This is a genomic window from Streptomyces sp. NPDC053542 (assembly GCF_044544685.1).
Taxonomy (GTDB): Bacteria; Actinomycetota; Actinomycetes; order Streptomycetales; family Streptomycetaceae; genus Streptomyces.
This window is the reverse complement of sequence record NZ_JBITXL010000005.1, coordinates 599,246-624,270: the sequence shown is the minus strand read 5'-3', so window position 1 is coordinate 624,270 and position 25,025 is coordinate 599,246. Positions and strand designations below refer to the sequence as shown.

Below are 25,025 nucleotides of genomic sequence, written 5' to 3'. Positions count from 1 at the left end.
CTCCCGTCCCGCGCCCCGGGAACGCGCCCCGGGAACGCGCCCCGGGTACGGGCCCCCGGTCCGCCGGAACGGGCCCGCCGGCCGCCGGAACGCGTCCGCCGCCCGCCGCCCGGCCGCGTTGTCAGTCCCCACGGCTACGGTGGCTCCCATGGCAACCCGTAAATCCCCGGCGAAGGACCGCCCGTCGTACCGCTGCACGGAGTGCGGCTGGACCACCGCGAAGTGGCTCGGCCGCTGCCCCGAGTGCCAGGCGTGGGGCACGGTCGAGGAGGCCGGCGGCAGCCCGGCCGTGCGGACGACCGCGCCGGGCCGGGTCACGACCGCCGCGCTGCCGATCGGCCAGGTCGACGGCCGGCAGGCCACGGCCCGCTCGACGGGCGTGGCCGAGCTGGACCGCGTGCTGGGCGGCGGCCTCGTGCCCGGCGCCGTCGTGCTGCTCGCCGGCGAGCCCGGCGTCGGCAAGTCCACCCTGCTGCTGGACGTCGCGGCGAAGGCCGCCAGCGACGACCACCGCACGCTGTACGTCACGGGCGAGGAGTCCGCGAGCCAGGTGCGGCTGCGCGCCGACCGCATCGGCGCCCTCGACGACCATCTGTACCTCGCCGCCGAGACCGACCTCTCCGCGGTCCTCGGCCATCTGGACTCGGTCAAGCCCTCGCTGCTGGTCCTGGACTCCGTCCAGACCATCGCCTCGCCGGAGATCGACGGCGCGCCCGGCGGCATGGCCCAGGTCCGGGAGGTCGCCGGGGCGCTCATCCGCGCGTCCAAGGAGCGCGGCATGTCCACCATCCTGGTGGGCCACGTCACCAAGGACGGGAACATCGCGGGTCCCCGCCTCCTGGAGCACCTCGTCGACGTCGTGCTCAGCTTCGAGGGCGACCGGCACGCCCGCCTCCGCCTCGTACGGGGCGTGAAGAACCGGTACGGCGCGACGGACGAGGTCGGCTGCTTCGAGCTGCACGACGAGGGGATCACGGGCCTCGCCGACCCCTCGGGCCTCTTCCTGACCCGCCGCGACGAGCCCGTTCCGGGCACCTGCCTGACCGTCACCCTGGAGGGCCGCCGCCCGCTGGTCGCCGAGGTCCAGGCGCTCACGGTGGACTCCCAGATCCCCTCCCCGCGGCGGACCACCTCCGGCCTGGAGACCTCCCGGGTCTCGATGATGCTGGCCGTACTGGAGCAGCGCGGCCGGATCTCGGCCCTCGGCAAGCGGGACATCTACAGCGCGACGGTCGGCGGCGTGAAGCTCTCCGAGCCGGCCGCCGACCTCGCCGTGGCGCTCGCCCTCGCCAGCGCCGCCTCCGACACGCCCCTGCCGAAGAATCTCGTCGCCATCGGCGAGGTCGGGCTCGCCGGCGAGGTCCGCCGGGTCACGGGCGTGCAGCGCCGGCTCTCCGAAGCGGCGCGGCTGGGCTTCACGCACGCGCTGGTGCCGACCGATCCGGGCAAGATTCCGGCCGGGATGCGGGTCCTGGAGGTCGCGGACGTCGGCGAGGCGCTGCGCGTGCTCCCCCGCCGCCCGCGCCGTGAATCCGCGCGGAAGGAGGCGCCCGTCGAAGAGACGTCCGGGTCGCCGCTGAGCGGCCACTGAGCCCCGGAGGCTGCCTCCGTTGTGCCGCCCCGCGCCGCCCGCGCAGGACTCCCCTAGGTAAACGGCGCGTCGCCGGTAGACTTTGCCCTGGTCTCGCCCGTCAACGCAGTCCTGCCGCAGATCGCGTCCGCGACGTCACGTACGCGGCCAAGGCAACTCCGGGCGGGCTGCGGCACCGACAGACCTTGCGACGGAGGAGTGCAGTGGCAGCCAACGACCGGGCGTCGTCCCCCGGAAGGTCCGGCGGTAGCTCCGGCGGTGACAGTCTGATGCGCGCCTCGCTCAGCGCGGTCGCACCGGGCACGGCACTGCGCGACGGACTCGAACGCATTCTGCGCGGCAACACCGGCGGTCTCATCGTCCTCGGCTTCGACCGGACCGTGGAATCGATGTGTACCGGCGGCTTCGTCCTCGATGTCGAGTTCAGCGCCACCCGCCTGCGCGAGCTGTGCAAGCTCGACGGCGCGCTGGTCCTCGACAAGGACATCACCAAGATCATGCGCGCGGGCGTCCAGCTCGTGCCCGACGCCTCCATCGCCACCGAGGAGACCGGCACCCGCCACCGCACGGCGCAGCGGGTGTCCATCCAGGCCGGCTTCCCGGTGGTCTCGGTCAGCCAGTCCATGCGGCTGATCGCCCTCTACGTGGACGGCGAGCGGCGCGTCCTGGAGGAGTCCGCCGCGATCCTCTCCCGCGCCAACCAGGCGCTCGCCACCCTGGAGCGGTACAAGCTCCGGCTGGACGAGGTCGCCGGCACGCTCTCGGCCCTGGAGATCGAGGACCTGGTGACGGTCCGCGACGTCTCCGCCGTGGCGCAGCGGCTGGAGATGGTCCGCCGTATCGCCACCGAGATCGCCGAGTACGTCGTCGAGCTCGGCACGGACGGCCGGCTGCTCTCCCTCCAGCTGGACGAGCTGATCGCGGGCGTCGAGCCGGAGCGTGAGCTGGTCGCCCGGGACTACGTCCCCGAGCCGACGGCCAAGCGCTCCCGTACGGTCTCCGAGGCACTCGCCGAGCTGGACGCGCTCTCCCACACCGAGCTGCTCGAACTCCCCATCGTGGCGCGCGCCCTCGGGTACAGCGGCTCCCCCGAGACGCTGGACTCCGCGGTCTCCCCGCGCGGCTTCCGCCTCCTGGCCAAGGTCCCCCGGCTGCCCGGCGCGGTCATCGACCGGCTCGTGGACCACTTCGGCGGCCTGCAGAAGCTGCTGGCGGCCAGCGTCGACGACCTGCAGACGGTGGACGGCGTCGGCGAGGCCCGCGCCCGCTCCGTCCGCGAGGGCCTCAGCCGCCTCGCGGAGTCCTCGATCCTGGAACGGTACGTCTGACCGTTCCGGCCGCCGTCCCCGGCCGTTCTCAGTCCTTCGCGAGGACGAACGACGTGCTGTCCGGCTTCAGGCCCGAGACCGTGGCCTCGGCGAGGTAGGTGCCGGGCTTGGCGGACTTGGCGGCGGGGGTGGCGCACTCGGGGGCCGAGGGCTTGCGGTCCCACTCGATGGTGCGCGTGATGGCGGACCCGGCGGGGATCTTCACCAGGGCGCTGCCGGTGCTCGGCGGGCAGTCGTCCGAGGCGTACACATGGGCGTCGCCGTCGGTGTGACTGATCGTCAGTACCGCGGCCTTGCGGCCGAGGTCGGCCTTGCAGTCCGCGTCCGAGGTGTTCTTCAGGGTCAGCTCAAAGCGCGGCTTGTCGTCCGGGCCGTAGGAGTTCTTGACGCTGCGCAGCGTCAGCCGCGTCCCGGAGCCGGTGCAGTCGGCGAGCGCCGAACCGCCCGGCACGAGCACGCCGCCGCCGCTGCCGGCGCCCGCGCCGGAGCCGGTGCCCGCACCGCCGCCCTCGCCGATCGGCGTCCCGCTGCCGGAGCCGCCCGAACCGCCGCTCCCCGCGCCGCCGGACCCCGCGTCGGCGCCGCCGGTACCGCCGTCGCCCGACTCGTCGCGGCCGCCCGGCTTCTGGCTGATGCCGGAGTCGGTGGCGTTGGGCCCCGGGGTGATGGACGTGGCGGGACCGCCGGCCGAGCCCTTGCTGTTCGAGCTGCCGTCACCGCTGGTCCCGCCCATGTTGACGGTCCACACCACCAGCAGTACGAGGAGCGCGAGGATCGCGAGCGCGACCGCCCTCCGTCGCCAGTAGATGGAGGAGGGAAGCGGCCCGATCGGATTGCGCAGAGATCCCACGCGGAAACTGTACGAGAGATCAGCCCGGATGCCAGCCAGTACCCGCCGACGGGCCACCGGCTTTTCCCATCATCTGCCCGGTTCTTCCTGGTCAGAAAGGGAAATTGGCCCGGACGAGCGACCTCTGGGCGTCAACCGGCCAACGTCTCCCGCGATTTCACGCGCCCCACTCCTCCTTGTGGCCGAAGCCCCGGGAGTTGTCGATCAGCCGGAGCCAGGTGGGGCGCAGCTCCCAGAAGGCGGTGTGGTCCATGGCGCCGCGGAGCTTGGGGCTGAGCGCCACGTAGGGGAAGCGGTCGGCGTACATGCGCCACGCGCGCCTGCGTTCCCCGCCGTCCAGCCGGCGGCACACGCCGCGCCCCTGTACGCCCGTCAGGCCGCTCCAGTCCTGGCCGTCGCGCTGCGCGGTGAAGGCCACCGGTGCCGCCGGCTGCGCGGCGGACAGCGCGCGGCCGTGGCGGGTGGACTCCGAGGTGACGAAGAGGAGGGCGGGGACCGGGTCCCCGGGCCCGGCCTCGTATCCGTCCTCGGTCCCGGTGCGCAGCGCGTACAGGACGGCGCACGCCTGGGGGCCGTCGCCGTCCGTGTAGGCGAGCGTCATGGTGGTGTGGTCGGCGAGGGCCCGCAGGATGCCGGGCGGGGGCGTGCTGTCGCTCATGACAGCATCCTCGCGCGCCGGCCTGACGCGGCACGCGGCGCCCCGGGACACCTCGGCCCGGGCAGCTCCCCGGCGGCCCCGCGCACGCCCCGTTGCAGCAGTGCGGTTACCACGTGCAGGTGCACAACGGGCGGCTCGGGCCCGGCGCGTTTCACCGTCGCGGGGCCCCGTGTCAGGATCGGCGGTGCCATGACTTCCACTCCTGCCACCGCCCAGTCCGCCGGCGACGCCGCCGTGGAGCCCACCGGACGCCCCGCCGGGACCCCGGCGCCGCGCCCCGCCGACTCCGCCGCCGTGTCCGCCCCTGCTGCCGCATCCGTCACCGGCGCCGCCACGGATGCCGCCGACGCCGCCGACGCGGCCGGCCGGCGGCTGCACGCACCGGTCAACGACTGGTTCGACGAGCACGCCCGCGACCTGCCGTGGCGCCGCCCCGAGGCGGGTGCCTGGGGCGTGATGGTCAGCGAATTCATGCTGCAGCAGACGCCCGTCAACCGTGTCCTGCCGGTCTACGAGCAGTGGCTGGCCCGCTGGCCCCGCCCGGCCGACCTGGCCGCCGAGCCGTCCGGCGAGGCGGTCCGCGCCTGGGGCCGGCTCGGCTACCCGCGGCGCGCGCTGCGGCTGCACGCCGCCGCCTCCGCGATAAGGGAGCGGCACGGCGGCGACGTACCGCGCGAGCACGCCCAGCTGCTGGCGCTGCCCGGCGTCGGCGAGTACACGGCCGCCGCCGTGGCCTCCTTCGCGTACGGCCAGCGGCACGCGGTCCTCGACACCAACGTCCGCCGGGTCTTCGCCCGCGCGGTCACCGGCCGCCAGTACCCGCCGAACGCCACCACCGCCGCCGAGCGCAAGCTCGCCCGCGCGCTGCTGCCCGAGGACGAGGAGACGGCCGCGAAGTGGGCCGCGGCCACGATGGAGCTGGGCGCGCTGGTGTGCACGGCGCGCAGCCCGGAGTGCGTGCGCTGCCCGATCGCGGCGCAGTGCGCCTGGCGGCTGGCCGGCTCCCCCGAGCACGAGGGCCCGCCGCGGCGCGTCCAGACGTACGCGGGCACCGACCGCCAGGTGCGCGGCAAGCTGCTGGCCGTGCTGCGCGAGGCCGTCGCGCCGGTGCCGCAGGCGCGGCTCGACGCGGTGTGGCACGAGCCGGTCCAGCGGGCCCGCGCCCTGGACGGGCTGGTCGCCGACGGCCTGGTGGAACCGCTGCCGGACGGGCTGTACCGGCTTCCGCTGACCTGATGACAGCCGGTACCGGCTTCCGCTGACCCGACCCGCGGCGGGCCCTCCGTACGGAGGGCCCGGCCTCCCCCTGCAGGAGGACCTCGCCGCCGCTCCCGTCCCCCGCAAGGAGGAGCGCGGGGCCGCTGTTACACAACCGACGGATTTCCGTGCATCCGCTGTGCGTCAGCCGCACATGACGCCGCAACACCCCCTCCGTAGCTTCGTCTTCGTGCTGGAGACGGACCGTGCGCCGAAACGCTCGGCCGGTCCACGACCACCCGGCACGGACAACGTGGGGAAGCAAGCGGAGATCGGAGGCGTCGGCATGGCGACCAGCGGCGGCAAGGTACTGGACTTCGAGGAATACGTGCGCACCCGGCAGGACGCCCTGCTGCGCAGCGCCCGGCGTCTGGTGCCCGACCCGGTCGACGCGCAGGACCTCCTGCAGACGGCCCTGGTCCGCACGTACGGGCGCTGGGACGGCATCGCCGACAAGTCGCTCGCCGACGCCTACCTGCGCCGCGTCATGATCAACACGCGGACCGAGTGGTGGCGTGCGCGCAAGCTGGAGGAGGTGCCGACCGAGCAGCTCCCGGACGCGAGCGTGGACGACGGCACCGAGCAGCGCGCCGACCGCGCCCTGCTGATGGACATCCTCTCGGTACTGGCTCCCAAGCAGCGCAGCGTCGTCGTCCTGCGACACTGGGAGCAGATGAGTACGGAGGAGACCGCGGCGGCGCTGGGCATGTCCACGGGGACGGTCAAGAGCACGCTGCACCGGGCGCTGGCCCGGCTGCGCCAGGAGCTGGTGAACCGCGAGGCCGACGCGCGCGTACTGGAGCGTGACGACCAGGAGCGGGAGCGGTGCGCGGCCTGACCGGCCGCGGAGCCGCGGGTCCCCGGGCCGGCGGCGGGTGACAGGCATGGTGAGCAGGAGCGGTGTGACCAGAGGCGGCGGAGCCGACGGCGGACCGGCCGAGGTGCGGCCGGCCGCTTCCGCGCGCCTGCGCGGGGGCTGGTGGCGCACGGCCGGTACGGCCCTCGCGGGGACCGCGGCGGTGGGGCTGCTGATGGCCGGGTGCGACGCGACCGGTGACGGCGTCCGCTCGGAGGGCTCCGCCAGCAACAGCCCCGTGCCGTCCCGGGCCCGCAGCGCGACGCCGACGCCCTCCCCCTCGTCCTCCGTGGCGTACAAGAAGGTCGACGCGCGGGCGCTGCTGCGCAAGGACCCCAAGGTCGGCGCCGAGGTGAAGAAGACCCTCGCCAAGCCGTGCACGGCGGACGAGTATCCGATAGACGTCACCTACGCCGCGCTGACCGGCGGCACCACGGCCGACGTCATCATCAACGTGATGACCTGCGCGGACTCCGTCGGGATCGGCTCGTACGTGTACCGCAAGGACGACAAGGGCTATGAGAACGTCTTCAGCAACGAGCAGCCGCCGGTCTACGCCGGGGTGAGCAAGGGCGAGCTGGAGATCACCAAGCAGACGTACGACACCGGGGACGCGGTGTGCTGTCCCACCGGCGAGGATGTGCTGACGTACCGCTGGGCGAAGCACCGCTTCAGCGAGTACTCCCGCTACCACACCGACTACAGCAAGACCGTGGACGGCACGGAATCCAGCGCGACACCATCGGAGGACTGAGAACCGGCATGGCCGAGACCCATGTGCTCTTCGTCGAGGACGACGACGTCATCCGGGAGGCCACCCAGCTCGCGCTGGAGCGCGACGGCTTCCGCGTGACGGCGATGCCCGACGGGCTGTCGGGCCTGGACGCCTTTCGCGCGACCCGGCCCGACATCGCGCTGCTGGACGTGATGGTGCCGGGCCTGGACGGCGTCAGCCTGTGCCGGCGCATCCGGGACGAGTCGACGGTCCCGGTGATCATGCTGTCCGCGCGGGCCGACTCCATCGACGTGGTGCTCGGCCTGGAGGCGGGCGCCGACGACTACGTCACCAAGCCGTTCGACGGGGCCGTGCTGGTGGCCCGTATACGGGCCGTGCTGCGCCGCTTCGGGCACGCGAGCGGCCCGGACAGCCGCAGCGGTGCGGGCAGGGAGGCGGCTCCGCCGGCGCCCGACGGGCCGCTGCGCTTCGGCGACCTGGAGGTCGACACCGAGGGCATGGAGGTGCGCAAGGACGGCCGGCCGGTGGCGCTGACGCCCACCGAGATGCGGCTGCTGCTGGAGTTCTCCGACGCGCCGGGCACGGTGCTCTCCCGCGACCGGCTGCTGGAGCGGGTGTGGGACTACGACTGGGGCGGCGACACCCGGGTCGTGGACGTCCACGTCCAGCGGCTGCGCGGCAAGATCGGCCAGGACCGGATCGAGACGGTCCGCGGCTTCGGCTACAAGCTGAGAGGCTGACCCACCGGTGGTCGGCCTCGCCCTGCGTACGGGACTGCGCTGGAAGCTCAGCGCGGCGATCGCGCTCGTCGGCGCGCTGGTCGCGATCGCGCTGAGCCTCGTCGTGCACAACGCCGCCCGTGTCTCCATGCTCGACAACAGCCGCGACGTGCAGATCGAGCGGCTGAACTTCACCCAGCGGATCTACGAGACCACCAGCCGGCTGCAGTTCGGCGCCCGCATCGACGACCCGAAGCTGCCCAAGGCGCTGCGCGCCGAGGTCGCCGAGGGCCGGCGCGCCACCTACCTGGAGGACAACGGGGAGGCGGCGCCGGAGGTGTGGGCCGCGGCGCCGCTGGACGACGGCCGGGTGCTGTCCCTCCACAACGACTATCCCGACCGCTTCACCGTCCTGGACGACCTGGACCAGGCGCTGTTCATCGGGTCCATCTCGGTCGTCGCCGCGGGCTGCGCGCTGGGCGTGCTGGTCGGCGGGCGGCTCTCCCAGCGGCTGCGGAAGGCGGCAGCGGCGGCCCGCAAGCTCGCCGAGGGCGACACGTCCGTACGCGTACGGGACGAGATCGGCGGCCGGGTGCGGGACGAGACGGACGAGCTGGCACACGCCATGGACGCCATGTCCGACGCGCTGCAGACCCGTATCGAGGCCGAGCGGCGGGTCACCGCCGACATCGCGCACGAGCTGCGCACGCCCGTCACCGGGCTGCTCACGGCGGCCGAACTGCTGCCTCCGGGCCGACCGACCGAGCTGGTACGGGACCGGGCGCAGGCCATGCGGACGCTGGTGGAGGACGTACTGGAGGTGGCCCGGCTGGACGGTTACGCCGAGCGGGCCGAGCTGCAGGACGTGGACCTCGGGGAGTTCGTCCGGCGGCGGGTGCGCGCGCTGGGGCCCGACATCGAGGTCGAGATCGTGCGGGACGCGGAGGTCAGTACCGACCCGCGCCGTCTGGAGCGCATCCTCGGCAACCTCATCGCGAATGCCTCCCGGCACGGCAGGCCGCCGGTCGAGGTCACGGTCGAGGGGCGGGTGATCCGGGTCCGCGACCACGGGCCCGGCTTCCCCGAGGCGCTGCTGCGCGAGGGCCCGAGCCGCTTCCGCACCGGCAGCAGCGACCGGGCGGGGCGCGGCCACGGCCTGGGCCTGACCATCGCGGCGGGCCAGGCGCGGGTGCTGGGCGCGCGGCTGACCTTCCGCAACGCGGAGCCCGCCGTCGACGGCACGACCGGCGCCGTCGCCGTCCTGTGGCTGCCGGAGAACGCCCCGACGGCGACGGGCAGCTTCCCGGTGATCCAGCTGCCGGGCCCGCCGGACTGACCGGCGGGCCGGGCCGGGCGTCAGACGCCCTGCGGCTGCTTCGCCTCGTCGGCCGGCACGGCGTCCCGCGGCGCGTCCGCGGGCTTCGCCGGGCCGCCGCGCAGCGGGACCTCCTTGAGGAACCAGGCCGCGGCGAAGCCGATGACGCTGATGGCGGCGCCCCACAGGAAGACCAGGTGGGTGCCGTCGGCGACCGCGTGCAGGTACGCGTCCTTCAGCGCGGCCGGGAGCTGCGCGAGCCCGCTGGGGTCGAGCTGCGCGCCGCCGGACATGGCCTTGCCGCCGGCCGCGCCGACCCGCTCGGTCATGGTGTTCTGCACCTGGTGGGTGAAGAGCGCGCCGAAGATCGCCACGCCGAAGGAGCCGCCGATGGTGCGGAAGAGCGTGGCGGAGGACGAGCCGACGCCCATGTCCTTCATCTCGACGCTGTTCTGCGCGATGAGCATGGTCGTCTGCATCAGGAAGCCCATGCCGGCGCCGAGGACGGCCATGTACGCGCCCGAGGTGAAGCGGCTGGTGCCGGTGTCCATCAGGGACAGCAGGAAGAGGCCCGCGGTGATCAGCGCGCCGCCGCCGACCACGAAGATCTTGTACCGGCCGCTGGTCGTGGTGATCCGGCCCGCGACCAGCGAGACCGCCATCATCGCCAGCAGCATCGGCAGGAGCAGCAGCCCGGAGTTGGTGGCCGAGGCGCCCTGGACGGTCTGCTGGAAGAGCGGCAGGAAGGTCATCGACCCGAACATCACGAAGCCGACCAGGAAGCCGATCACGGTGACGAGCGAGAAGTTGCCGTTGCGGAAGATGTGCAGCGGCAGCACCGGCTCGCTGACCTTGCGCTCCACCAGGACGAACGCGGCGAGCGAGAGCACGCCGAGCGCCCCGAGGCCCACGATCTGCGCCGAGCCCCAGGCGTACTCCGTACCGCCCCAGGTGGTGATCAGGACGAGCGCGGTGATGCCGAGGGTGAGCAGCGCGGCGCCGACGTAGTCGATGCGCGCCTGGGTGCGCTTCTTCGGGAGGTGCAGCACGGCGGTGACCATGGCCAGGGCTATCGCGCCGAGCGGCAGGTTGATGTAGAAGCTCCAGCGCCAGCCGAGGTGGTCGGTGATGGTGCCGCCGACCAGCGGGCCGCCGATCATGGCGACGGCCATGACGCCGGCCATCATGCCCTGGTACTTGCCGCGCTCACGGGGCGGGATCAGGTCGCCGATGATCGCCATGACGCCGACCATCAGACCGCCGGCGCCCAGGCCCTGGACCGCGCGGAAGGCGATGAGCTGGCCCATGTCCTGGGCCATGCCGGAGAGCGCCGAGCCGATCAGGAACAGCACGATGGACGCGAGGAAGACGCCCTTGCGGCCGTACATGTCGCCGAGCTTGCCCCAGATCGGGGTGGAGGCGGCGGTGGCGAGGGTGTAGGCGGTGACCACCCAGGAGAGGTGGTCGAGGCCGCCGAGCTCGCCGACGATCGTCGGCATCGCGGTGCCCACGATCATGTTGTCGAGCATCGCGAGCAGCATCGCGATCATCAAGGCGAAGAGCACCACGCGCACGCTCGCGGGCTGTTTCCCGCCGCGCTCGGCCGGTGCGGTGGCCTGGGTGGCGGCCATCGTTCCCCCGTTTCCGTTTACTTACTTGCCGCCCGGCAAGTTTGGACTGTGATCAGGAAGGTAAACGGAAACTAGCCGGTCGTCAAGTAAGTTAACGGCCGGACGGGCCTGACCGGGGATAACCTGCGGGGACGCCAGCACCGACGACGTAGGAGAGCACCATGGGCACAGCACGCGCACGCAGGGGCGACACCCGGCAGCGCATTCAGGACGTGGCCCTGGACCTCTTCGCGCAGCAGGGGTACGAGAAGACCTCACTGCGGGAGATCGCCGCGCACCTCGACGTCACCAAGGCCGCCCTGTACTACCACTTCAAGACCAAGGAAGACATCGTCATCAGCCTCTTCGAGGACCTGGCCGGGCCCTGCGACGAGCTGATCGCGTGGGCCGCGGACCGGCCGCGCACGCTGGAGACGAAGACGGAGGTGCTCCGCCGCTACAGCGAGGCGCTGCGCGACGCCGCGCCGCTCTTCCGCTTCATGCAGGAGAACCAGGCCACCGTCCGCGACCTGAGCATCGGCGAGTCCTTCAAGGAGCGGATGTTCACGCTGGTCGGGCTCCTCAAGGAGCCGGACGCCGAACTGACGGACCAGGCCCGCTGCGTCACCGCGCTGGTATCGCTGCATTCGGGCATGTTCGCCATGCAGAACGTCGAAGGCGACCCCGAGGAGAAGCGCAGGGCCGTCCTCGAAGTCGCCTTGGAATTGGTCACCGCGGCGCACAGGCCGGGCGCACCACAGAAGTGATTCACCGCACCGGAAGTGATTCAGCGCACCAGAAAGCGATTCGGCACTCGGCGGTGATTCACCGCACTCGGGCTCACATGTGCAGGTGCTCGCCCTGGAGGAACTTCATCGGCTCGACACCGGTGCCGTAGTCCGGGCCGGTACGGACCTCGAAGTGCAGGTGCGGGCCGGTGGAATTACCGGTGCTGCCGGAAAGCGCGATCTGCTGACCCGCGGACACCTTCTGGCCCACCTGGACCTCGATCTTCGAAAGGTGCGCGTACTGGGTGTACGTGTGGCCGCCGTGCTTGATCACAATGGCATTGCCGTACGCGGGGCCGTCGCCGCCGCCATTCGGACCCGCCTTCACGACGGTGCCCTCGTGCGCGGCCTTCACCTTCGTACCGGTGGGCACCACGAAGTCCTGACCGCTGTGCTTGTGCGACCAGTGGCTGCCGGCCAGGCCGAACTTCTCGCCGATGCCGTACTTGTCCACCGGCTTCTCCCAGCCGTTGGTCTTCTGCAGCTGCCGCTCGGCACGCTCGTGCCGGTCCGCGGCGGCCTTGGCGCGGTCGGCCGCGGCCTTCTTCTCCGCGTCGATCGCCTTCTTCTGCGCGTCGGCCTGCGCGCTCACCGTGCTGCCCACGTCCGTGGAGAGGCCCTGGAGCGATACCGCGCTGCCGTCCATCGCCGAAGCAGCACCGGCACCCAGCGCGAGGGAGGCGCCCATTCCGGCCACGAGAACGGTGGCGCGGGTACGCAGGGCGGGCTTCTTCGAATACCGGGTGAGGGAGAACTTCGACATACGGGGATTACCTCCGAAACAATTGGCTCCCGGCCGGGACCAACCGGGATCGCTATTCATTGGTAACCGCCGCTCGCGGGCCTGCCAAGAAGCCTTTCTACTACCGCACCCCGTATTAAAAGCCACGGGAATCGGCCCCTTGCGCTACCCGGCCGCACCGCTTCAAAACATCCCGGTCCGACCTGCACGAAAGCCGGTTCACCGGCCGGAATTCCGCCCCCACCAGCCATTCCCTTGATCCTCGACTTCTCCGGCGCAGGTCCCTCCCACCCCCCTGCCAAAAGTCCCGGGCCACCCGGGAAACGGGTCCCGCGCTACTGTCCGGCGCCTTTCCTATGGCCTTTAGTAGGCCCGGAATCCGCTGTGCGGCATGTCACCGAACCCCCCGTTCCGCCCGCTTTGCGCGAGGCCCTTGGTATGTCCGTTTCGGGACCAAGGGCCTGTGATCCCGGTAACGTAATAGGCCGCATCCGGCCCGGCGGAAAGAAGGGGGAGGGCCCGGCATGGACCCCTCGGCACTCGGCGCGCGGCTGGCGTCGTCCGTCGTCGCGCCGCTCGTGAAGCGGCTCTTCGTGAAGGAAGGGCCCGGCGCGGGCCTCGCGGAGAAGCCGGTACGGGTGTCCGCGCTGGTGTCGTTCACGGGCGAGAAGCGGACGCTCACCGAGGGCGATCTCCGCAAGATCGCCGAGGAGCTGGTCACGCGCGCGGTGCGCGCGGCCGGGCCCGGCGAGCGGCCCGTCCCCGCCGGCGAGGAGAGCGCCGTCGCCGACGCGCTCGCGCGGACCCTGTACGGCCTGGGCGAGCTGGCCATGGACGACGTACAGGCCGTCCAGCTCGGTGCCCCGGCACTCGCCGAGCGGCTGCGGCAGGCCAACCGCGCGCGGCTGGGCACGCTCCCCCGGGACGCGGAGCTGCTGCACGACGCCCTGCTGGGCCTGGCCTGTCTGCACATCGTGCACTTCTTCACCCAGCGCTCGACCTTTGTCGCGCGCACCCTCGTCCAGCAGAGCCGGAGCCTGGACCGGCTCGTGACGCTGACCGACGAGCTCATCGCACGAACCCCCTCGCCGCGGGCCGCGGACACCGCCTTCGAGCGGGACTACCTCGGCTACCTCGGCAAGAAGCACGGCCGGCTGACGATCTACGGCATCGACCTGGCCCATTCCCCGGACCGGTGGCCACTGGACGCGGCGTACATGAGCCTGGAGGCGACGTACGCGGACCGCGCGGCGGCGAGCGCCGAGGACGCGTTCGACGGCCTGCTGGACGACGCGTGCGATGGCCTGCTGGACGCCCCCGCGCCGCCCGCTGCGCCGGTCCCCGCCGACCACGCGCTCGCCGGGCACAGCCGGGTCCTGCTGCGCGGCGTGGCGGGCTCCGGCAAGAGCACGCTGGTGCAGTGGCTCGCGGTCTCCTGCACCCCGGTGGGCGACGCGGTCGCGATGCCGCACCTGTACGGGCGCATCCCCTTCGTCCTGCCCCTGCGCACGCTCCAGCGCGCCGGCGCGGACCTCCCCACGCCCGACCGCTTCCTCGCGGCCGTCGGCTGCCCGGTGTCCGGCGCGCAGCCGGACGGGTGGGCGCACCGGGTCCTGACGAGCGGGCGCGGGCTGGTCCTCGTGGACGGCCTGGACGAGATACCGGAACGGGAGCGCGACCGGACCCGGCGCTGGCTGCGCGACCTCCTCGACGCGTTCCCGCACAACCTGTGGATGGTGACCTCGCGCCCCTCGGCCGTACGCGAGGACTGGCTCGCGGCCGACGGCTTCACGGAGCTGACGCTCGCGCCGATGAGCCGGGACGGCGTGGCCCTGTTCATCGGGCGCTGGCACGCGGCGGCCCGCGCGGAAGCCCCGGCGGACGAGGAGCGGCTGGCCGCGTACGAGCAGTCGCTGCTGCACGCCGTACGCACCAAGGCGGACCTGGCGCGGCTGGCCACCAACCCCCTGATGTGCGGCCTGATCTGCGCGCTCCACCGGGACCGGCGCGGCTATCTGCCGCACGGGCGCAAGGAGCTGTACGACGCGGCGCTGACGATGCTGCTCTCGCGCCGCGACCGCGAGCGCGACATGAACGGCCCCGACGGCATCGAGCTGAGCGACGAGCCGCAGATCCAGCTGCTCCAGCGGCTCGCGTACTGGCTGATCCGCAACGGCCGGACGGAACTGGGCCGGGAGCACGCCGAGCGCATCATCGCGGACGCGCTGCCCGCGGTACCGGCGGCGGCCGCGCAGGGCGACGCGCCCGCCGTCTTCCGCCACCTCCTGCTCCGCAGCGGCCTGCTGCGCGAACCGGCCCCGGGCGCCGTCGACTTCGTGCACCGCACCTTCCAGGACTACCTGGGCGCGCGGGCCGCCGTCGAGGAGTGGGACATCGGCCTGCTGATCGCCCACGCCCACGACTCCCAGTGGGAGGACGTGATCCGGATGGCGGTCGCCCACGGCCGGCCGCGCGAACGGGCGGAGATCCTGCGGGAGTTGCTGGCACGGGCGGACGCGGCGGACGGCACGGACGCGGGTGCGGTACGGACGCGCCTCCGGCTCCTGGCGCTGGCCTGCCTGGAACACGCCTCCGAACTGGACCCGGCGGTCCGCACCGCCGTGGAGGAAGGAGCGGCGGAGCTGCTGCCGCCCCGCTCGGCCGAGGAGGCACGGGAGCTGGCGGCGGCGGGGCCGCTGGTACTGGAACTCCTGCCGGGCCCGGAGGGGCTGAGCGAGGAAGAGGCGGTCGCGGTCACGGTCGCCGCGTCGAATGTGGAGTCGGAGCGGGCGCTGCCGGTGCTGGCGCGCTTCCGGGACCATCCGGCGCTCCGGGTCCGCTCCCAGCTCATCTGGGCGTGGCACCGTTTCGATGCGGAGCGGTACGCGGAGGAGGTCGTCCGGCATCTCGACGCGGAACAGCTGATGTTCAGCGTGCACTCCGACGAGCAGCTGCGCATCCTGCGCGGGTTGGGCGGCCCCGAGCGGATCGACGCACGGGGCGAGGTGTCACAGGAGGCGCTGGCCAGGTACGCCGGCGAGGTCGGCCCGGAGATCCTCCGTATTGAGTCCAAGAACATCACCGACCTGGATTTCCTGCGGGGCGCACGGGACCTCACGTGGTTGACCCTGTATGCCGCGCCGGTCACCGATCTGTCCCCGCTCGCCGGGCCCCCGCTGGACCTGCTGGGGCTGCACCACCTTCCCCGGGTCCGGGACCTGCGCCCCCTTGCCGCGCTGACCGGACTCACCACCCTGCTGGTCCATCTGCCGGACGTCGACTGGAGCCCCGACGACCTGCCGAAGGACGCTCCCCTCCAGAGCCTGCGGCTGGGCGGCACCGCTTCCCGTGACTGGTCCGGCCCGCTCGCCGTGCGGGCGTGGCCGGGTCTGCGGCAGCTCCTGCTCGACTCCCGTGCCTGCCCCCGTGACGCCGCGGGCTGGGAAGCGATCGCCACGCTGGACTCGCTGTCGTCGCTCAGCGTGGATGCCGACTGCCTGGCCCACTGCCCCGCCGGACTCACGTTCCCCGGTCTCGCCACCCTCAGACTGTTCTCTCCCACCGGGGAACGGCCCGACCTGGCAGCCGTCACCCGCCACTTCCCCGGCCTCCAAGATCTCTACCTCGCCGTCCCCGGCAACCCCCTCACCCGCATCGGCCTCACTCCCCTACCCTGAATTCCCGTCAGTCCCAAGGAACTTCACCGCCGACCGGGGGACACCGTATGGATCCCACGACCGCCGCCGCCCGTCTCACCCCCGAAGCCGTCGCGCCGCTCGTCAGAGCGCTGGTCAGCGGGGAGGACCCCGAAGCGCTCGCCGGACGGCTCGTCGCGATCGCGGCTCCCGGCGAGCCGGTGGCGCGTCCGGTGGCCGGCGCGCTGGCGCGTACGCTCGGCGTACTGGGCGCCGGCGGGCTGAACGACCGGCAGGCCGTACAGCTGCCGCCCGCCGACTTCGCGCGCGAGCTGCGCGCCGCCGCGCCGGGCGCGGAGCGCGGGCTGGCCCCCGACGGCCGCGCGCTGCTCACGGTCGTGCTCGACATCGTGGCCGTACACCTCCAAGGGCTGTCGGAACGAGCCGCTCCGCCCGCCCCCGCTGACGGCACGTCAGCCCCCGCACCCGCCGACGACGCCGCCTTCGAGGAGCGGTTCGCGCGGGACACCACCGCGCTCCACAACCACCTCACGATCTTCGGCATCGATCTCGCGCACTCGCCGGACAGCTGGCCGCTGGACGCGGCCTATCTGGGACTGCAGTGCGAGCGCGGCCAGCCGCGGCTGCCCGTGGCGCCGGACGAACAGCGCGACCCGGGGCCGCAGGCCCCGCCCGTCCCCGCCGAACAGGCGCTGGCCGGGCTGGACAGGGTGCTCGTCCGGGGCGTCGCAGGGTCCGGCAAGACGACGCTGCTGCAGTGGCTGGCGGTGGGCACGGTGCGCGGCGAGCTGCCCGCAGCACTGGCCGGGGAGCTGCACGGCCGGGTGCCGTTCCTGCTGCCCGTACGCCGCTTCGCGTCCCGCTCCGGCATCCCGGAACCGGCCGGCTTCCTGGCTGCCATGGGATACCCGGGCGCGGACGCGCAGCCGCCCGGCTGGGCGGAGCGGGTGCTGCGGGCCGGCCGCGGACTGCTGCTCGTCGACGGCGTGGACGAGGCGCCGGAGGACGACCGCGAGCGGCTCCGGCTGCGGCTGCGCGACTGGGCGGAGCGGTACCCGGGCAACGTCTGGGTGGTGACCTCCCGGCCGTCCGCCGTGCCCGAGGACTGGCTGGCCGCCGACGGCTTCACCGAGCTGCGGCTGGCGCCGATGAGCCGCGAGGACGTCGCGGCGTTCATCCAGCGCTGGCACCGCGCCGCTGCCCAGCAGTCGCCCGCGGACCTGGACCGGCTCGGACACTACGAGAAAACGCTGCTGAACGCCGTACGCATCACCCGCGACCTCGGGCGGCTGGCCACCAATCCGCTGATGTGCGGGCTGCTGTGCGCGCTCCACCGGGACCGGCGCGGCTATCTGCCCAGCGGGCGCAAGGAGCTGTACGACGCGGGCCTGTCGATGCTGCTGGAGCGGCGCGACCGGGAGCGGGCGATGGTGCCCACCGACGCCATCGACCTGCCGCGGCAGCCGAAGATACAGCTGCTCCAGAAGCTGGCGCGCTGGATGCTGGTCAACGGCCGCTCCGAGATGGACCGCGACGTCGCCGTGGACACCCTGGCCCGGCATCTGCCCGCCATTCCCGACGCGGCCCGGCAGGGCGACGCCGAGGACGTCTACCGGCACCTGCTGAACCGCACCGGGCTGCTGCGCGAGACGACGCCCGGCACCGTGGACTTCGTACACCGCACGTTCCAGGACTATCTGGCCGCGCGGGCCACGGTGCAGCAGCACGACTTCGGCCTGCTGCTGGAGCACGCGCACCACACGGAGTGGGAGGACGTCATACGGATGGCGGTCGCCCTCGCCCGGCCCGACGAGTGCGCCACGCTGCTGAACGGGCTGCTGGCGCCGCACGCGGGCGTACGCGCCGCGGAGGCCCGGCACCGCAAGCTGCTGGCCGCCGCCTGCCTGGAGCACGCCACGGAGCTGGACCCGGAGGTCCGGTGGCGGGTGCAGCGCTTCACGCGCGACATGATGCGGCCGACCACCGCGGCCGGGGCCCGCGCACTGGGCTGGATCGGGCCGATCGTCCTGGAGATGCTGCCGGACCCGGCCAAGGCCACCAACGCCGAGGCGTACCTCCTCGCGCTCACCGCCACCTCCATCGGCGACGACATGGCCATCGACTACCTCACCGGGCTGCGCGAGCGGCCGCACCTGGACGTGCGGGCGCAACTGGCGAGCGCCTGGCGGCGGTACGACACCGAGCGGTACGCGCGGGAGATCATCGCCCACCTCGACGACGCCGAGCTGTACTTCCCGGTGTCCGACCTGGAGGAGCTGCACGCGCTGCGCCGGCTCGGCGGCCGGCCGCACCTCCAGATCGCCGGGCGGTTCACGCCCGACCAGCTCATCGAGGGCATCGTCGCCGAGCCGCTGACCCGGCTGTGGCTCTCCTACGACCTGGGCGTCCCGATGGACTGGCTGGCCGCCTTCCCGCGCCTGGACACGCTCCTGGTCGGCACCCGGCTGCCGCGCCCGACCGGGGTGCCGGAGGGCATCGAGGTCGTGGAGCTGTAGGCACAGGCATAAAAACGCCGCTGCCCCGGAACCACTCGGTGGTTCCGGGGCAGCGGCGGTGAGCTGCGGTGACGCTTACGCGTCCTTGCTCAGGTTCGGGCCCGAGCCGGCGGACTCGATCGGCGGGGCGTCGGGCAGGGCCGACTTCTCCTCGCCGCGGAAGGTGAACTTGGCGTTCTCCCCCTCGCCCTCGACGTCGACGACCACGATGTGGCCCGGACGCAGCTCGCTGAAGAGGATCTTCTCCGAGAGAGCGTCCTCGATCTCGCGCTGGATCGTCCGGCGCAGCGGGCGGGCGCCCAGCACCGGGTCGTAACCGCGCTTGGCGAGCAGCGACTTGGCCTCGCCGCTGAGCTCGATGCCCATGTCGCGGTCCTTGAGGCGCTCGTCCACCTTGGCGATCATCAGGTCGACGATCTGGATGATGTCTTCCTCGGTGAGCTGGTGGAAGACCACCGTGTCATCGACACGGTTCAGGAACTCCGGCCGGAAGTGCTGCTTGAGCTCTTCGTTGACCTTGTTCTTCATCCGCTCGTAGCCGGACTTGACGTCACCCTGGGCGGCGAAGCCCAGGTTGAAGCCCTTGGAGATGTCCCGCGTGCCGAGGTTCGTCGTCATGATGATGACGGTGTTCTTGAAGTCCACGACCCGGCCCTGGGAGTCGGTCAGGCGACCGTCCTCCAGGATCTGCAGCAGCGAGTTGAAGATGTCCGGGTGGGCCTTCTCGACCTCGTCGAAGAGGACCACGGAGAACGGCTTGCGGCGGACCTTCTCGGTCAGCTGGCCGCCCTCTTCGTAGCCGACGTAGCCGGGAGGCGAACCGAACAGCCGCGAGACCGTGTGCTTCTCGCTGAACTCCGACATGTCGAGGGAGATCAGCGCGTCCTCGTCGCCGAAGAGGAACTCGGCGAGCGTCTTGGACAGCTCGGTCTTACCGACACCGGACGGGCCCGCGAAGATGAACGAACCGCCGGGGCGCTTCGGGTCCTTCAGGCCGGCACGCGTACGCCGGATGGCCTGCGAGAGCGCCTTGATGGCGTCCTTCTGGCCGATGACGCGCTTGTGCAGCTCGTCCTCCATGCGGAGGAGACGGGAAGACTCCTCCTCGGTGAGCTTGAAGACCGGGATGCCCGTGGCCGTGGCCAGGACCTCGGCGATCAGCTCGCCGTCGACCTCGGCGACGACGTCCATGTCGCCGGCCTTCCACTCCTTCTCCCGCTTCGCCTTCGCGGCCAGGAGCTGCTTCTCCTTGTCGCGCAGGCCCGCGGCCATCTCGAAGTCCTGCGAGTCGATCGCGGACTCCTTCTCCCGGCGCACGTCGGCGATCTTCTCGTCGAACTCGCGGAGGTCCGGCGGCGCGGTCATCCGGCGGATGCGCATCCGGGAACCGGCCTCGTCGATCAGGTCGATCGCCTTGTCCGGCAGGAAGCGGTCGGAGATGTACCGGTCGGCCAGCTGGGCGGCCTGGACCAGCGCCTCGTCCGTGATCGAGACGCGGTGGTGCGCCTCGTAGCGGTCGCGCAGGCCCTTGAGGATCTCGATCGTGTGCGGCAGCGACGGCTCCGCGACCTGGATCGGCTGGAAACGGCGCTCGAGGGCCGCGTCCTTCTCCAGGTGCTTGCGGTACTCGTCGAGCGTGGTCGCACCGATGGTCTGCAGCTCACCACGGGCCAGCATCGGCTTCAGGATGCTCGCGGCGTCGATCGCGCCCTCGGCGGCACCCGCACCCACCAGGGTGTGGAGCTCGTCGATGAACAGGATGATGTCGCCGCGGGTGCGGATCTCCTTGAGCACCTTCTTCAGGCGCTCCTCGAAGTCACCGCGGTACCGGGAGCCGGCGACCAGGGCACCGAGGTCGAGGGTGTAGAGGTGCTTGTCCTTGAGGGTCTCGGGCACCTCGCCCTTGACGATGGCCTGCGCCAGGCCCTCGACGACCGCCGTCTTGCCGACGCCGGGCTCGCCGATGAGGACCGGGTTGTTCTTCGTACGCCGGGACAGCACCTGCATGACCCGCTCGATCTCCTTCTCGCGCCCGATGACCGGGTCGAGCTTGGTTTCACGAGCGGCCTGCGTGAGATTGCGGCCGAACTGGTCCAGGACGAGGGAGGTCGAGGGCGTGCCCTCGGCGGGGCCGCCCGCGGCGGCCGTCTCCTTGCCCTGGTAGCCGGAGAGCAGCTGGATGACCTGCTGCCGCACCCGGTTCAGATCGGCGCCCAGCTTCACGAGGACCTGGGCGGCGACGCCCTCGCCCTCGCGGATCAGGCCGAGCAGGATGTGCTCGGTACCGATGTAGTTGTGGCCGAGCTGAAGGGCCTCGCGGAGCGACAGCTCCAGGACCTTCTTGGCACGGGGAGTGAAGGGAATGTGACCGGACGGGGCCTGCTGGCCCTGGCCAATGATCTCCTCCACCTGCTGGCGGACCGCCTCGAGCGAAATCCCGAGGCTCTCCAGGGCCTTAGCGGCGACACCCTCACCCTCGTGGATCAGGCCCAGGAGAATGTGCTCGGTGCCGATGTAGTTGTGGTTGAGCATCCGGGCTTCTTCCTGAGCCAGGACGACAACCCGCCGCGCGCGGTCGGTGAACCTCTCGAACATCGTTAATCGCTCCTCAGAGCGGTCAGGCAGTTAGGGGTCGGTCCCCTCCCTGTCCTTCCGCATGCTAGTCCCGCGGGGCGGGACAGCTCATTCCAACTGCCGACACCCGTCCTTGGCCTCCTGCCCCGAACAGCCGACATCTGCTCCAACCCGATGGTGCGAGACGATGTTCCCGCAGGCCAGGCATATACGCCCCATGCCAGTACGCCCATGGCGAACGCGGCCTTGCCCGACACGCCCGCGCTTCTCGCGCGGCCGTCGCGTCCATCCCGCTCAGAGCGCCGATTCATCGTCCCTCCCCTCGCGAAAAGTCTTACCCGCTGCCTCTGACAGTCCATCCGCGCGGCCCGCCTTCCTCCGCTACGGGCGAACACCCTTGCGCCGTTTTACGCACCCGCACACCCGTCCTATACCCATCGGGCGAGCACGGTACGTATCCATGCTTCAACCCAGCGTAACTTCTGAGCATTTCGGGAGTTGCACCGGTCATGGCCCTCGCGCTCCCGCGCCCCCGAGATCCGCTGTCCGCCGCAGGCTCTGCCGCGCGGCAGTGGTACGAACAGGCGCTGGGCTGGCCGACGGCCGCCGGGGAGCCCCTCCGGCTGCGCACGGGAATCCGCTTCGACGTCCTGGAGATGCCCGCGGACGCCGGATTCGCCACGCTGCGGCGTGCCGGGCGCACGGGCCCGGTCGCGCTCGGCCGGAGCCGTGGACGCCCGTACGGCCCCCAGGAGCCCGGAGAACCGGTCCTGCGCCTTCTGGTGGCCACGGGCGCGGCGGACGAGCTGCCAGGGGTGCTGGAGTGGCTGGAGTGGGGCTCGGTGGGCCTGGAGCTGACCGCTCTCGGCTCCGGTGACCTGATGCCCGCGCCACCGCCTGTGGCGCCCTGGACGCCGGCCGCGCGGGACGCGACGGCGCCGGTCCTGGCAGCGGGGCCCGGGCTGCCTGCGGGATCCGGTCCGTGGGGGGCCGCGTGGGTACGGCCTCCGGAGCCGGGCTGCGATGTCGAGGCGACGCTGCCCTCCACGGGGAGCGGGGCAGGTCTCGGGGGCGGTGGTGGGGTTCCCCGTACGTCACGTATGGGGCGCGCCCCCGACCTCGTACGGCTCGTGAGCGTGGCGGCCACAGAATGCCACCGGGCCCGGTTGCTGCGCGTAAGAAAAGGTCGAACGGATCGCTTCCGCGGTGATCAGCCGTTGGCCTTCTCGTACGCCTCGCGGACGGTGGCGGGGACGCGGCCGCGGTCATTGACCTCGTAGCCGTTCTCCTTGGCCCACTTACGGATCTCAGCGGTGTCCTTGTTGCCGGACGAGGCAGCACGCGCCTTGCCACGGCCGCTCGCGGCACGACCGGTACGGCGGCCGGCCTTCACGAACGTCTCAAGGGCTTCGCGGAGCTTCTCCGCGTTGCTGTTGCTGAGGTCGATCTCATAGGACTTACCGTCGAGCGCGAACGTCACCGTCTCGTCCGCCTCGCCACCGTCGAGGTCGTCGACAAGAAGAACCTGAACCTTCTGTGCCACCGGTTTCCCTTTCATCGAATGTGGATTACGACGGAAAGCAAACCGCTTTTCCGGGAAAAACACAAACCCCCGGGTCGGGTTCAGATGCGACGGGTCCGGGGAACACCGGCTTCGACAGCTATGAGATAGGGGCGCGATTCGGACATAGAACACTGATCACAGGTGCAGAAGCATGCGGCTGTTGCCTAGGGTGTTGGGCTTCACTCGTTCGAGACCGAGGAACTCGGCGACGCCCTCGTCATAGGAACGCAGCAGCTCGCTGTAGACATCGCCGTCGACCGGAGTCTCGCCGATCTCCACGAAGCCGTGCTTGGCGAAGAAGTCGACTTCGAAGGTCAGACAGAAAATACGGCGCACTCCCAGCCAGCTTGCTGTACGGAGCAGCTTGTCCAGGACCAGATGCCCCACACCCGCGCCCTTGAGCTGCGGGGCGACGGCGAGGGTGCGCACCTCGGCGAGGTCTTCCCACATGACGTGCAGCGCGCCGCAGCCCACCACCTCGGCATCCTCGTCGCGCTCGGCCACCCAGAACTCCTGGATGTCCTCATAAAGCGTGACGGTGGCTTTGTCCAGCAGGATCCCGTCACGCGAGTAGGAGTCGATGAGGCGGCGTACGGCGGGCACATCACTGGTCCGGGCCCGGCGGACGGTGACGCCATTCGATAGCGGTGGCATGCAAGGACGCTATCGTTCCGACTCCTCCGCTCCGGAGCCGGGTTCCGCGACTTCCTCCGGTGTCCCCGCTTGGACGACGCGCATGGCATCGCTGAGGGCCTGCCGCTGTTCCTGGGACATCATCCCGAAGAAGGCGACGAGGGCGGCCGCGGGGTTGTCGCTCACGGACCACGCTTCGTTCATCAGTGCGGCCGAGTAGGCGGCGCGAGTGGAGACCGCCTCATATCTATAGGCCCGGCCTTCCGCTTCTCGCCGTACCCAGCCCTTCTGGTGAAGGTTGTCCAATACGGTCATCACCGTGGTGTACGCGATGGACCGTTCCTTCTGCAGATCTTCGAGTACTTCCCGAACGGTTACCGGCCGGTTCCACTGCCAGACCCGCGTCATGACGGCATCTTCCAGTTCACCCAAACGTCTCGGCACACGAGAACAATAGTGGGAGATGTCCAGAATGCCGCGTGTTCACGTCGGCGAGCGACCGATTCATCGCAGAAAAAGACGTACGGCCCGGGATGTGCAATCCCGGGCCGTACGTCACATTCGCGAAGCTCGAAGACCGGAGCGGATCACACCGCTCCGGCGCGCGGCATCAGACGCCGTGCGCCTTCGGCTCCTGGCGGGCGGACTCGGCGCTCTTGAGAACGGCGTCCACGGCCGCGTCCTCCTTGGCCTTGTTCGCGCCGCCCTGGCTCTTGATCATCGTCACGATGACCGCGGTGAAGGCGATGGCCATCACTACGGGGGGCAGCAGCGCCGATACGTAATCCATGCCGAGGGCCTCCTTGTGCGACGAGGGTTCCAGAGTACGCGCCGTGCTCAGGCCGTCCGGGCCGCGGGGGGCGCGGACGGCTTCCGGCGCGGCGGGAAGACCTCGCCGGGGGTGGGGACGGGGCGGCCGCGGCGGTCCGGCTGCGGGCCCCCGGGGCCGGGCTGCGGGGGCTTCGGCGGGGGCTGCTGACCGGGCTGCGGGGCGGGCTGCGGGGCGGGCGGGCGCTCCGGCTCGTCGGCCAGCCGGCCGCCGGGCAGGGCGCGCAGCCTGGCGCGTACGGAGGGCTCGGCGGCCTGCTCGCAGCGGCGCAGCAGGGCCGTGCGGCGGGCCTGCTCGGTCGGGCCCGCGTCCACCGAGCGCAGCACCCGGAGCGCGCCGAGGTCGTCCGGGCCCGGGACGTACCCGGCCGCCAGGGCCTCCTGGAGGCGCCCCAGATAGCCGTGTACGGAGCCCGGGAGGGCGTCGCGGTACCGGGCGAGGTCGGCGAAGAGAAAGTCGCGCAGCCGGCCGCCCTCGCGGGCTGCCTCGTCCAGTGCCTCGGAGAGCCGGAGGCACTCCCGGATCTCTTCCGCGCGCCGCGGATCGCGGGTCGCGGGGACGGCGCCGACGGGAGCGTGGGCGGGGACGGAAGCGGGCTTGAGGGCGGTGGCGAGGGCGCGGCGGACCACGCGCAGTTCGTCCGCGCTGAACGCCATGCCGCCGCGGTATCCGTATGGCGTGGGCATAGGCCCGACTTTAATTACTAAACGGACAAAAACCCCGGTATTTGGAATTCCCGGGTGCGGCGCACGGGGCGCCGCAGAGCGCGCCTTACGGGGTGCCGCGCGGACGCGCCTTACGGG

At 71.9% G+C, this 25,025-nt stretch carries 21 protein-coding genes; 11 read left to right on the top strand and 10 right to left on the bottom strand.

The window, feature by feature from the left end:
• Nucleotides 1-148: 148 nt before the first annotated feature.
• On the top strand, nucleotides 149-1,591 hold the full coding sequence (radA, locus tag ACIGXO_RS17765; RefSeq protein ID WP_399787023.1) for a DNA repair protein RadA: 1,443 nt from the start codon (nucleotides 149-151) through the stop codon (nucleotides 1,589-1,591).
• A gap of 203 nt (nucleotides 1,592-1,794) precedes the next feature.
• Nucleotides 1,795-2,919: a DNA integrity scanning diadenylate cyclase DisA gene (gene disA, locus ACIGXO_RS17760; protein WP_399787020.1), complete on the top strand. Its 1,125-nt coding sequence runs from the start codon at nucleotides 1,795-1,797 to the stop codon at nucleotides 2,917-2,919.
• A 28-nt stretch (nucleotides 2,920-2,947) separates the two neighbouring features.
• Here the strand turns inward: disA and ACIGXO_RS17755 are convergent, their stop codons facing one another.
• Together ACIGXO_RS17755 and ACIGXO_RS17750 are read right to left on the bottom strand one after the other, a co-directional pair.
• Nucleotides 2,948-3,769, bottom strand: coding sequence for a hypothetical protein (locus tag ACIGXO_RS17755; protein WP_399787017.1), 822 nt, complete (start codon nucleotides 3,767-3,769; stop codon nucleotides 2,948-2,950).
• Nucleotides 3,770-3,926: 157 nt separating this feature from the next.
• On the bottom strand, nucleotides 3,927-4,427 hold the full coding sequence (locus ACIGXO_RS17750; RefSeq protein WP_399787014.1) for a pyridoxamine 5'-phosphate oxidase family protein: 501 nt from the start codon (nucleotides 4,425-4,427) through the stop codon (nucleotides 3,927-3,929).
• Nucleotides 4,428-4,616: 189 nt separating this feature from the next.
• Here ACIGXO_RS17750 and ACIGXO_RS17745 point away from each other — a divergent pair, with 189 nt between their 5' ends.
• From ACIGXO_RS17745 to cseC, 5 genes are all read left to right on the top strand, one after another.
• A complete protein-coding gene (locus ACIGXO_RS17745) occupies nucleotides 4,617-5,663 on the top strand; it encodes an A/G-specific adenine glycosylase (RefSeq protein WP_399787011.1) in 1,047 nt (348 codons plus the stop codon).
• A 307-nt stretch (nucleotides 5,664-5,970) separates the two neighbouring features.
• Entirely contained in the window at nucleotides 5,971-6,522 is a 552-nt protein-coding gene (locus ACIGXO_RS17740; protein WP_030260466.1) for a SigE family RNA polymerase sigma factor, read from the top strand.
• Nucleotides 6,523-6,715: 193 nt separating this feature from the next.
• Nucleotides 6,716-7,294: a hypothetical protein gene (locus ACIGXO_RS17735; protein WP_399787135.1), complete on the top strand. Its 579-nt coding sequence runs from the start codon at nucleotides 6,716-6,718 to the stop codon at nucleotides 7,292-7,294.
• A gap of 8 nt (nucleotides 7,295-7,302) precedes the next feature.
• Nucleotides 7,303-8,016 carry a two-component system response regulator CseB gene (gene cseB, locus ACIGXO_RS17730; protein ID WP_399787007.1) on the top strand — a complete coding sequence of 238 codons (714 nt, stop codon included), beginning with the start codon at nucleotides 7,303-7,305 and terminating at the stop codon, nucleotides 8,014-8,016.
• A 7-nt stretch (nucleotides 8,017-8,023) separates the two neighbouring features.
• Nucleotides 8,024-9,331: a two-component system sensor histidine kinase CseC gene (gene cseC, locus ACIGXO_RS17725; protein WP_031058436.1), complete on the top strand. Its 1,308-nt coding sequence runs from the start codon at nucleotides 8,024-8,026 to the stop codon at nucleotides 9,329-9,331.
• Between the two features lie 20 nt (nucleotides 9,332-9,351).
• Here the strand turns inward: cseC and ACIGXO_RS17720 are convergent, their stop codons facing one another.
• Nucleotides 9,352-10,941 carry an MDR family MFS transporter gene (locus tag ACIGXO_RS17720; protein ID WP_399787004.1) on the bottom strand — a complete coding sequence of 530 codons (1,590 nt, stop codon included), beginning with the start codon at nucleotides 10,939-10,941 and terminating at the stop codon, nucleotides 9,352-9,354.
• A gap of 161 nt (nucleotides 10,942-11,102) precedes the next feature.
• Between ACIGXO_RS17720 and ACIGXO_RS17715 the strand changes: the two genes are divergently transcribed.
• Nucleotides 11,103-11,687 (top strand): TetR/AcrR family transcriptional regulator, encoded by a 585-nt coding sequence (locus ACIGXO_RS17715; RefSeq protein WP_399787000.1) that lies wholly within the window; start codon nucleotides 11,103-11,105, stop codon nucleotides 11,685-11,687.
• 73 nt (nucleotides 11,688-11,760) lie between these two features.
• On the opposite strand, the gene ACIGXO_RS17710 is transcribed toward ACIGXO_RS17715, so the two are convergent.
• The gene (locus tag ACIGXO_RS17710; protein ID WP_399786997.1) at nucleotides 11,761-12,471 is read right to left on the bottom strand and encodes a M23 family metallopeptidase; all 711 of its coding nucleotides are present in this window, start codon (nucleotides 12,469-12,471) and stop codon (nucleotides 11,761-11,763) included.
• Between the two features lie 503 nt (nucleotides 12,472-12,974).
• Here ACIGXO_RS17710 and ACIGXO_RS17705 point away from each other — a divergent pair.
• Nucleotides 12,975-16,127 (top strand): NACHT domain-containing protein, encoded by a 3,153-nt coding sequence (locus tag ACIGXO_RS17705; RefSeq protein ID WP_399786995.1) that lies wholly within the window; start codon nucleotides 12,975-12,977, stop codon nucleotides 16,125-16,127.
• Between the two features lie 47 nt (nucleotides 16,128-16,174).
• Nucleotides 16,175-18,622, top strand: a complete 2,448-nt coding sequence (locus tag ACIGXO_RS17700) for an NACHT domain-containing protein (RefSeq protein ID WP_399786992.1) — start codon at nucleotides 16,175-16,177, stop codon at nucleotides 18,620-18,622.
• Nucleotides 18,623-18,697: 75 nt separating this feature from the next.
• Here ACIGXO_RS17700 and ACIGXO_RS17695 read toward each other — a convergent pair whose 3' ends face one another.
• Nucleotides 18,698-21,217, bottom strand: a complete 2,520-nt coding sequence (locus ACIGXO_RS17695) for an ATP-dependent Clp protease ATP-binding subunit (RefSeq protein ID WP_399786989.1) — start codon at nucleotides 21,215-21,217, stop codon at nucleotides 18,698-18,700.
• A 488-nt stretch (nucleotides 21,218-21,705) separates the two neighbouring features.
• On the opposite strand from ACIGXO_RS17695, the gene ACIGXO_RS17690 reads away from it, so the two are divergent.
• Complete coding sequence (locus ACIGXO_RS17690; RefSeq protein ID WP_399786986.1) at nucleotides 21,706-22,476, top strand: SCO3374 family protein; 771 nt, start codon at nucleotides 21,706-21,708, stop codon at nucleotides 22,474-22,476.
• Here ACIGXO_RS17690 and ACIGXO_RS17685 read toward each other — a convergent pair.
• The 5 genes from ACIGXO_RS17685 to ACIGXO_RS17665 form a co-directional block, all read right to left on the bottom strand.
• Nucleotides 22,407-22,739, bottom strand: a complete 333-nt coding sequence (locus ACIGXO_RS17685) for an Lsr2 family protein (protein WP_399786983.1) — start codon at nucleotides 22,737-22,739, stop codon at nucleotides 22,407-22,409. The genes ACIGXO_RS17690 and ACIGXO_RS17685 overlap by 70 nt on opposite strands.
• 156 nt (nucleotides 22,740-22,895) lie before the next feature.
• A complete protein-coding gene (locus ACIGXO_RS17680; protein ID WP_063761818.1) occupies nucleotides 22,896-23,414 on the bottom strand; it encodes an amino-acid N-acetyltransferase in 519 nt (172 codons plus the stop codon).
• Between the two features lie 9 nt (nucleotides 23,415-23,423).
• A complete protein-coding gene (locus tag ACIGXO_RS17675; protein WP_078600582.1) occupies nucleotides 23,424-23,837 on the bottom strand; it encodes a BlaI/MecI/CopY family transcriptional regulator in 414 nt (137 codons plus the stop codon).
• Nucleotides 23,838-24,003: 166 nt separating this feature from the next.
• Nucleotides 24,004-24,183 carry a hypothetical protein gene (locus tag ACIGXO_RS17670; RefSeq protein ID WP_399786978.1) on the bottom strand — a complete coding sequence of 60 codons (180 nt, stop codon included), beginning with the start codon at nucleotides 24,181-24,183 and terminating at the stop codon, nucleotides 24,004-24,006.
• Between the two features lie 47 nt (nucleotides 24,184-24,230).
• Nucleotides 24,231-24,908: a hypothetical protein gene (locus ACIGXO_RS17665; RefSeq protein WP_399786976.1), complete on the bottom strand. Its 678-nt coding sequence runs from the start codon at nucleotides 24,906-24,908 to the stop codon at nucleotides 24,231-24,233.
• Between the last annotated feature and the right edge of the window lie 117 nt (nucleotides 24,909-25,025).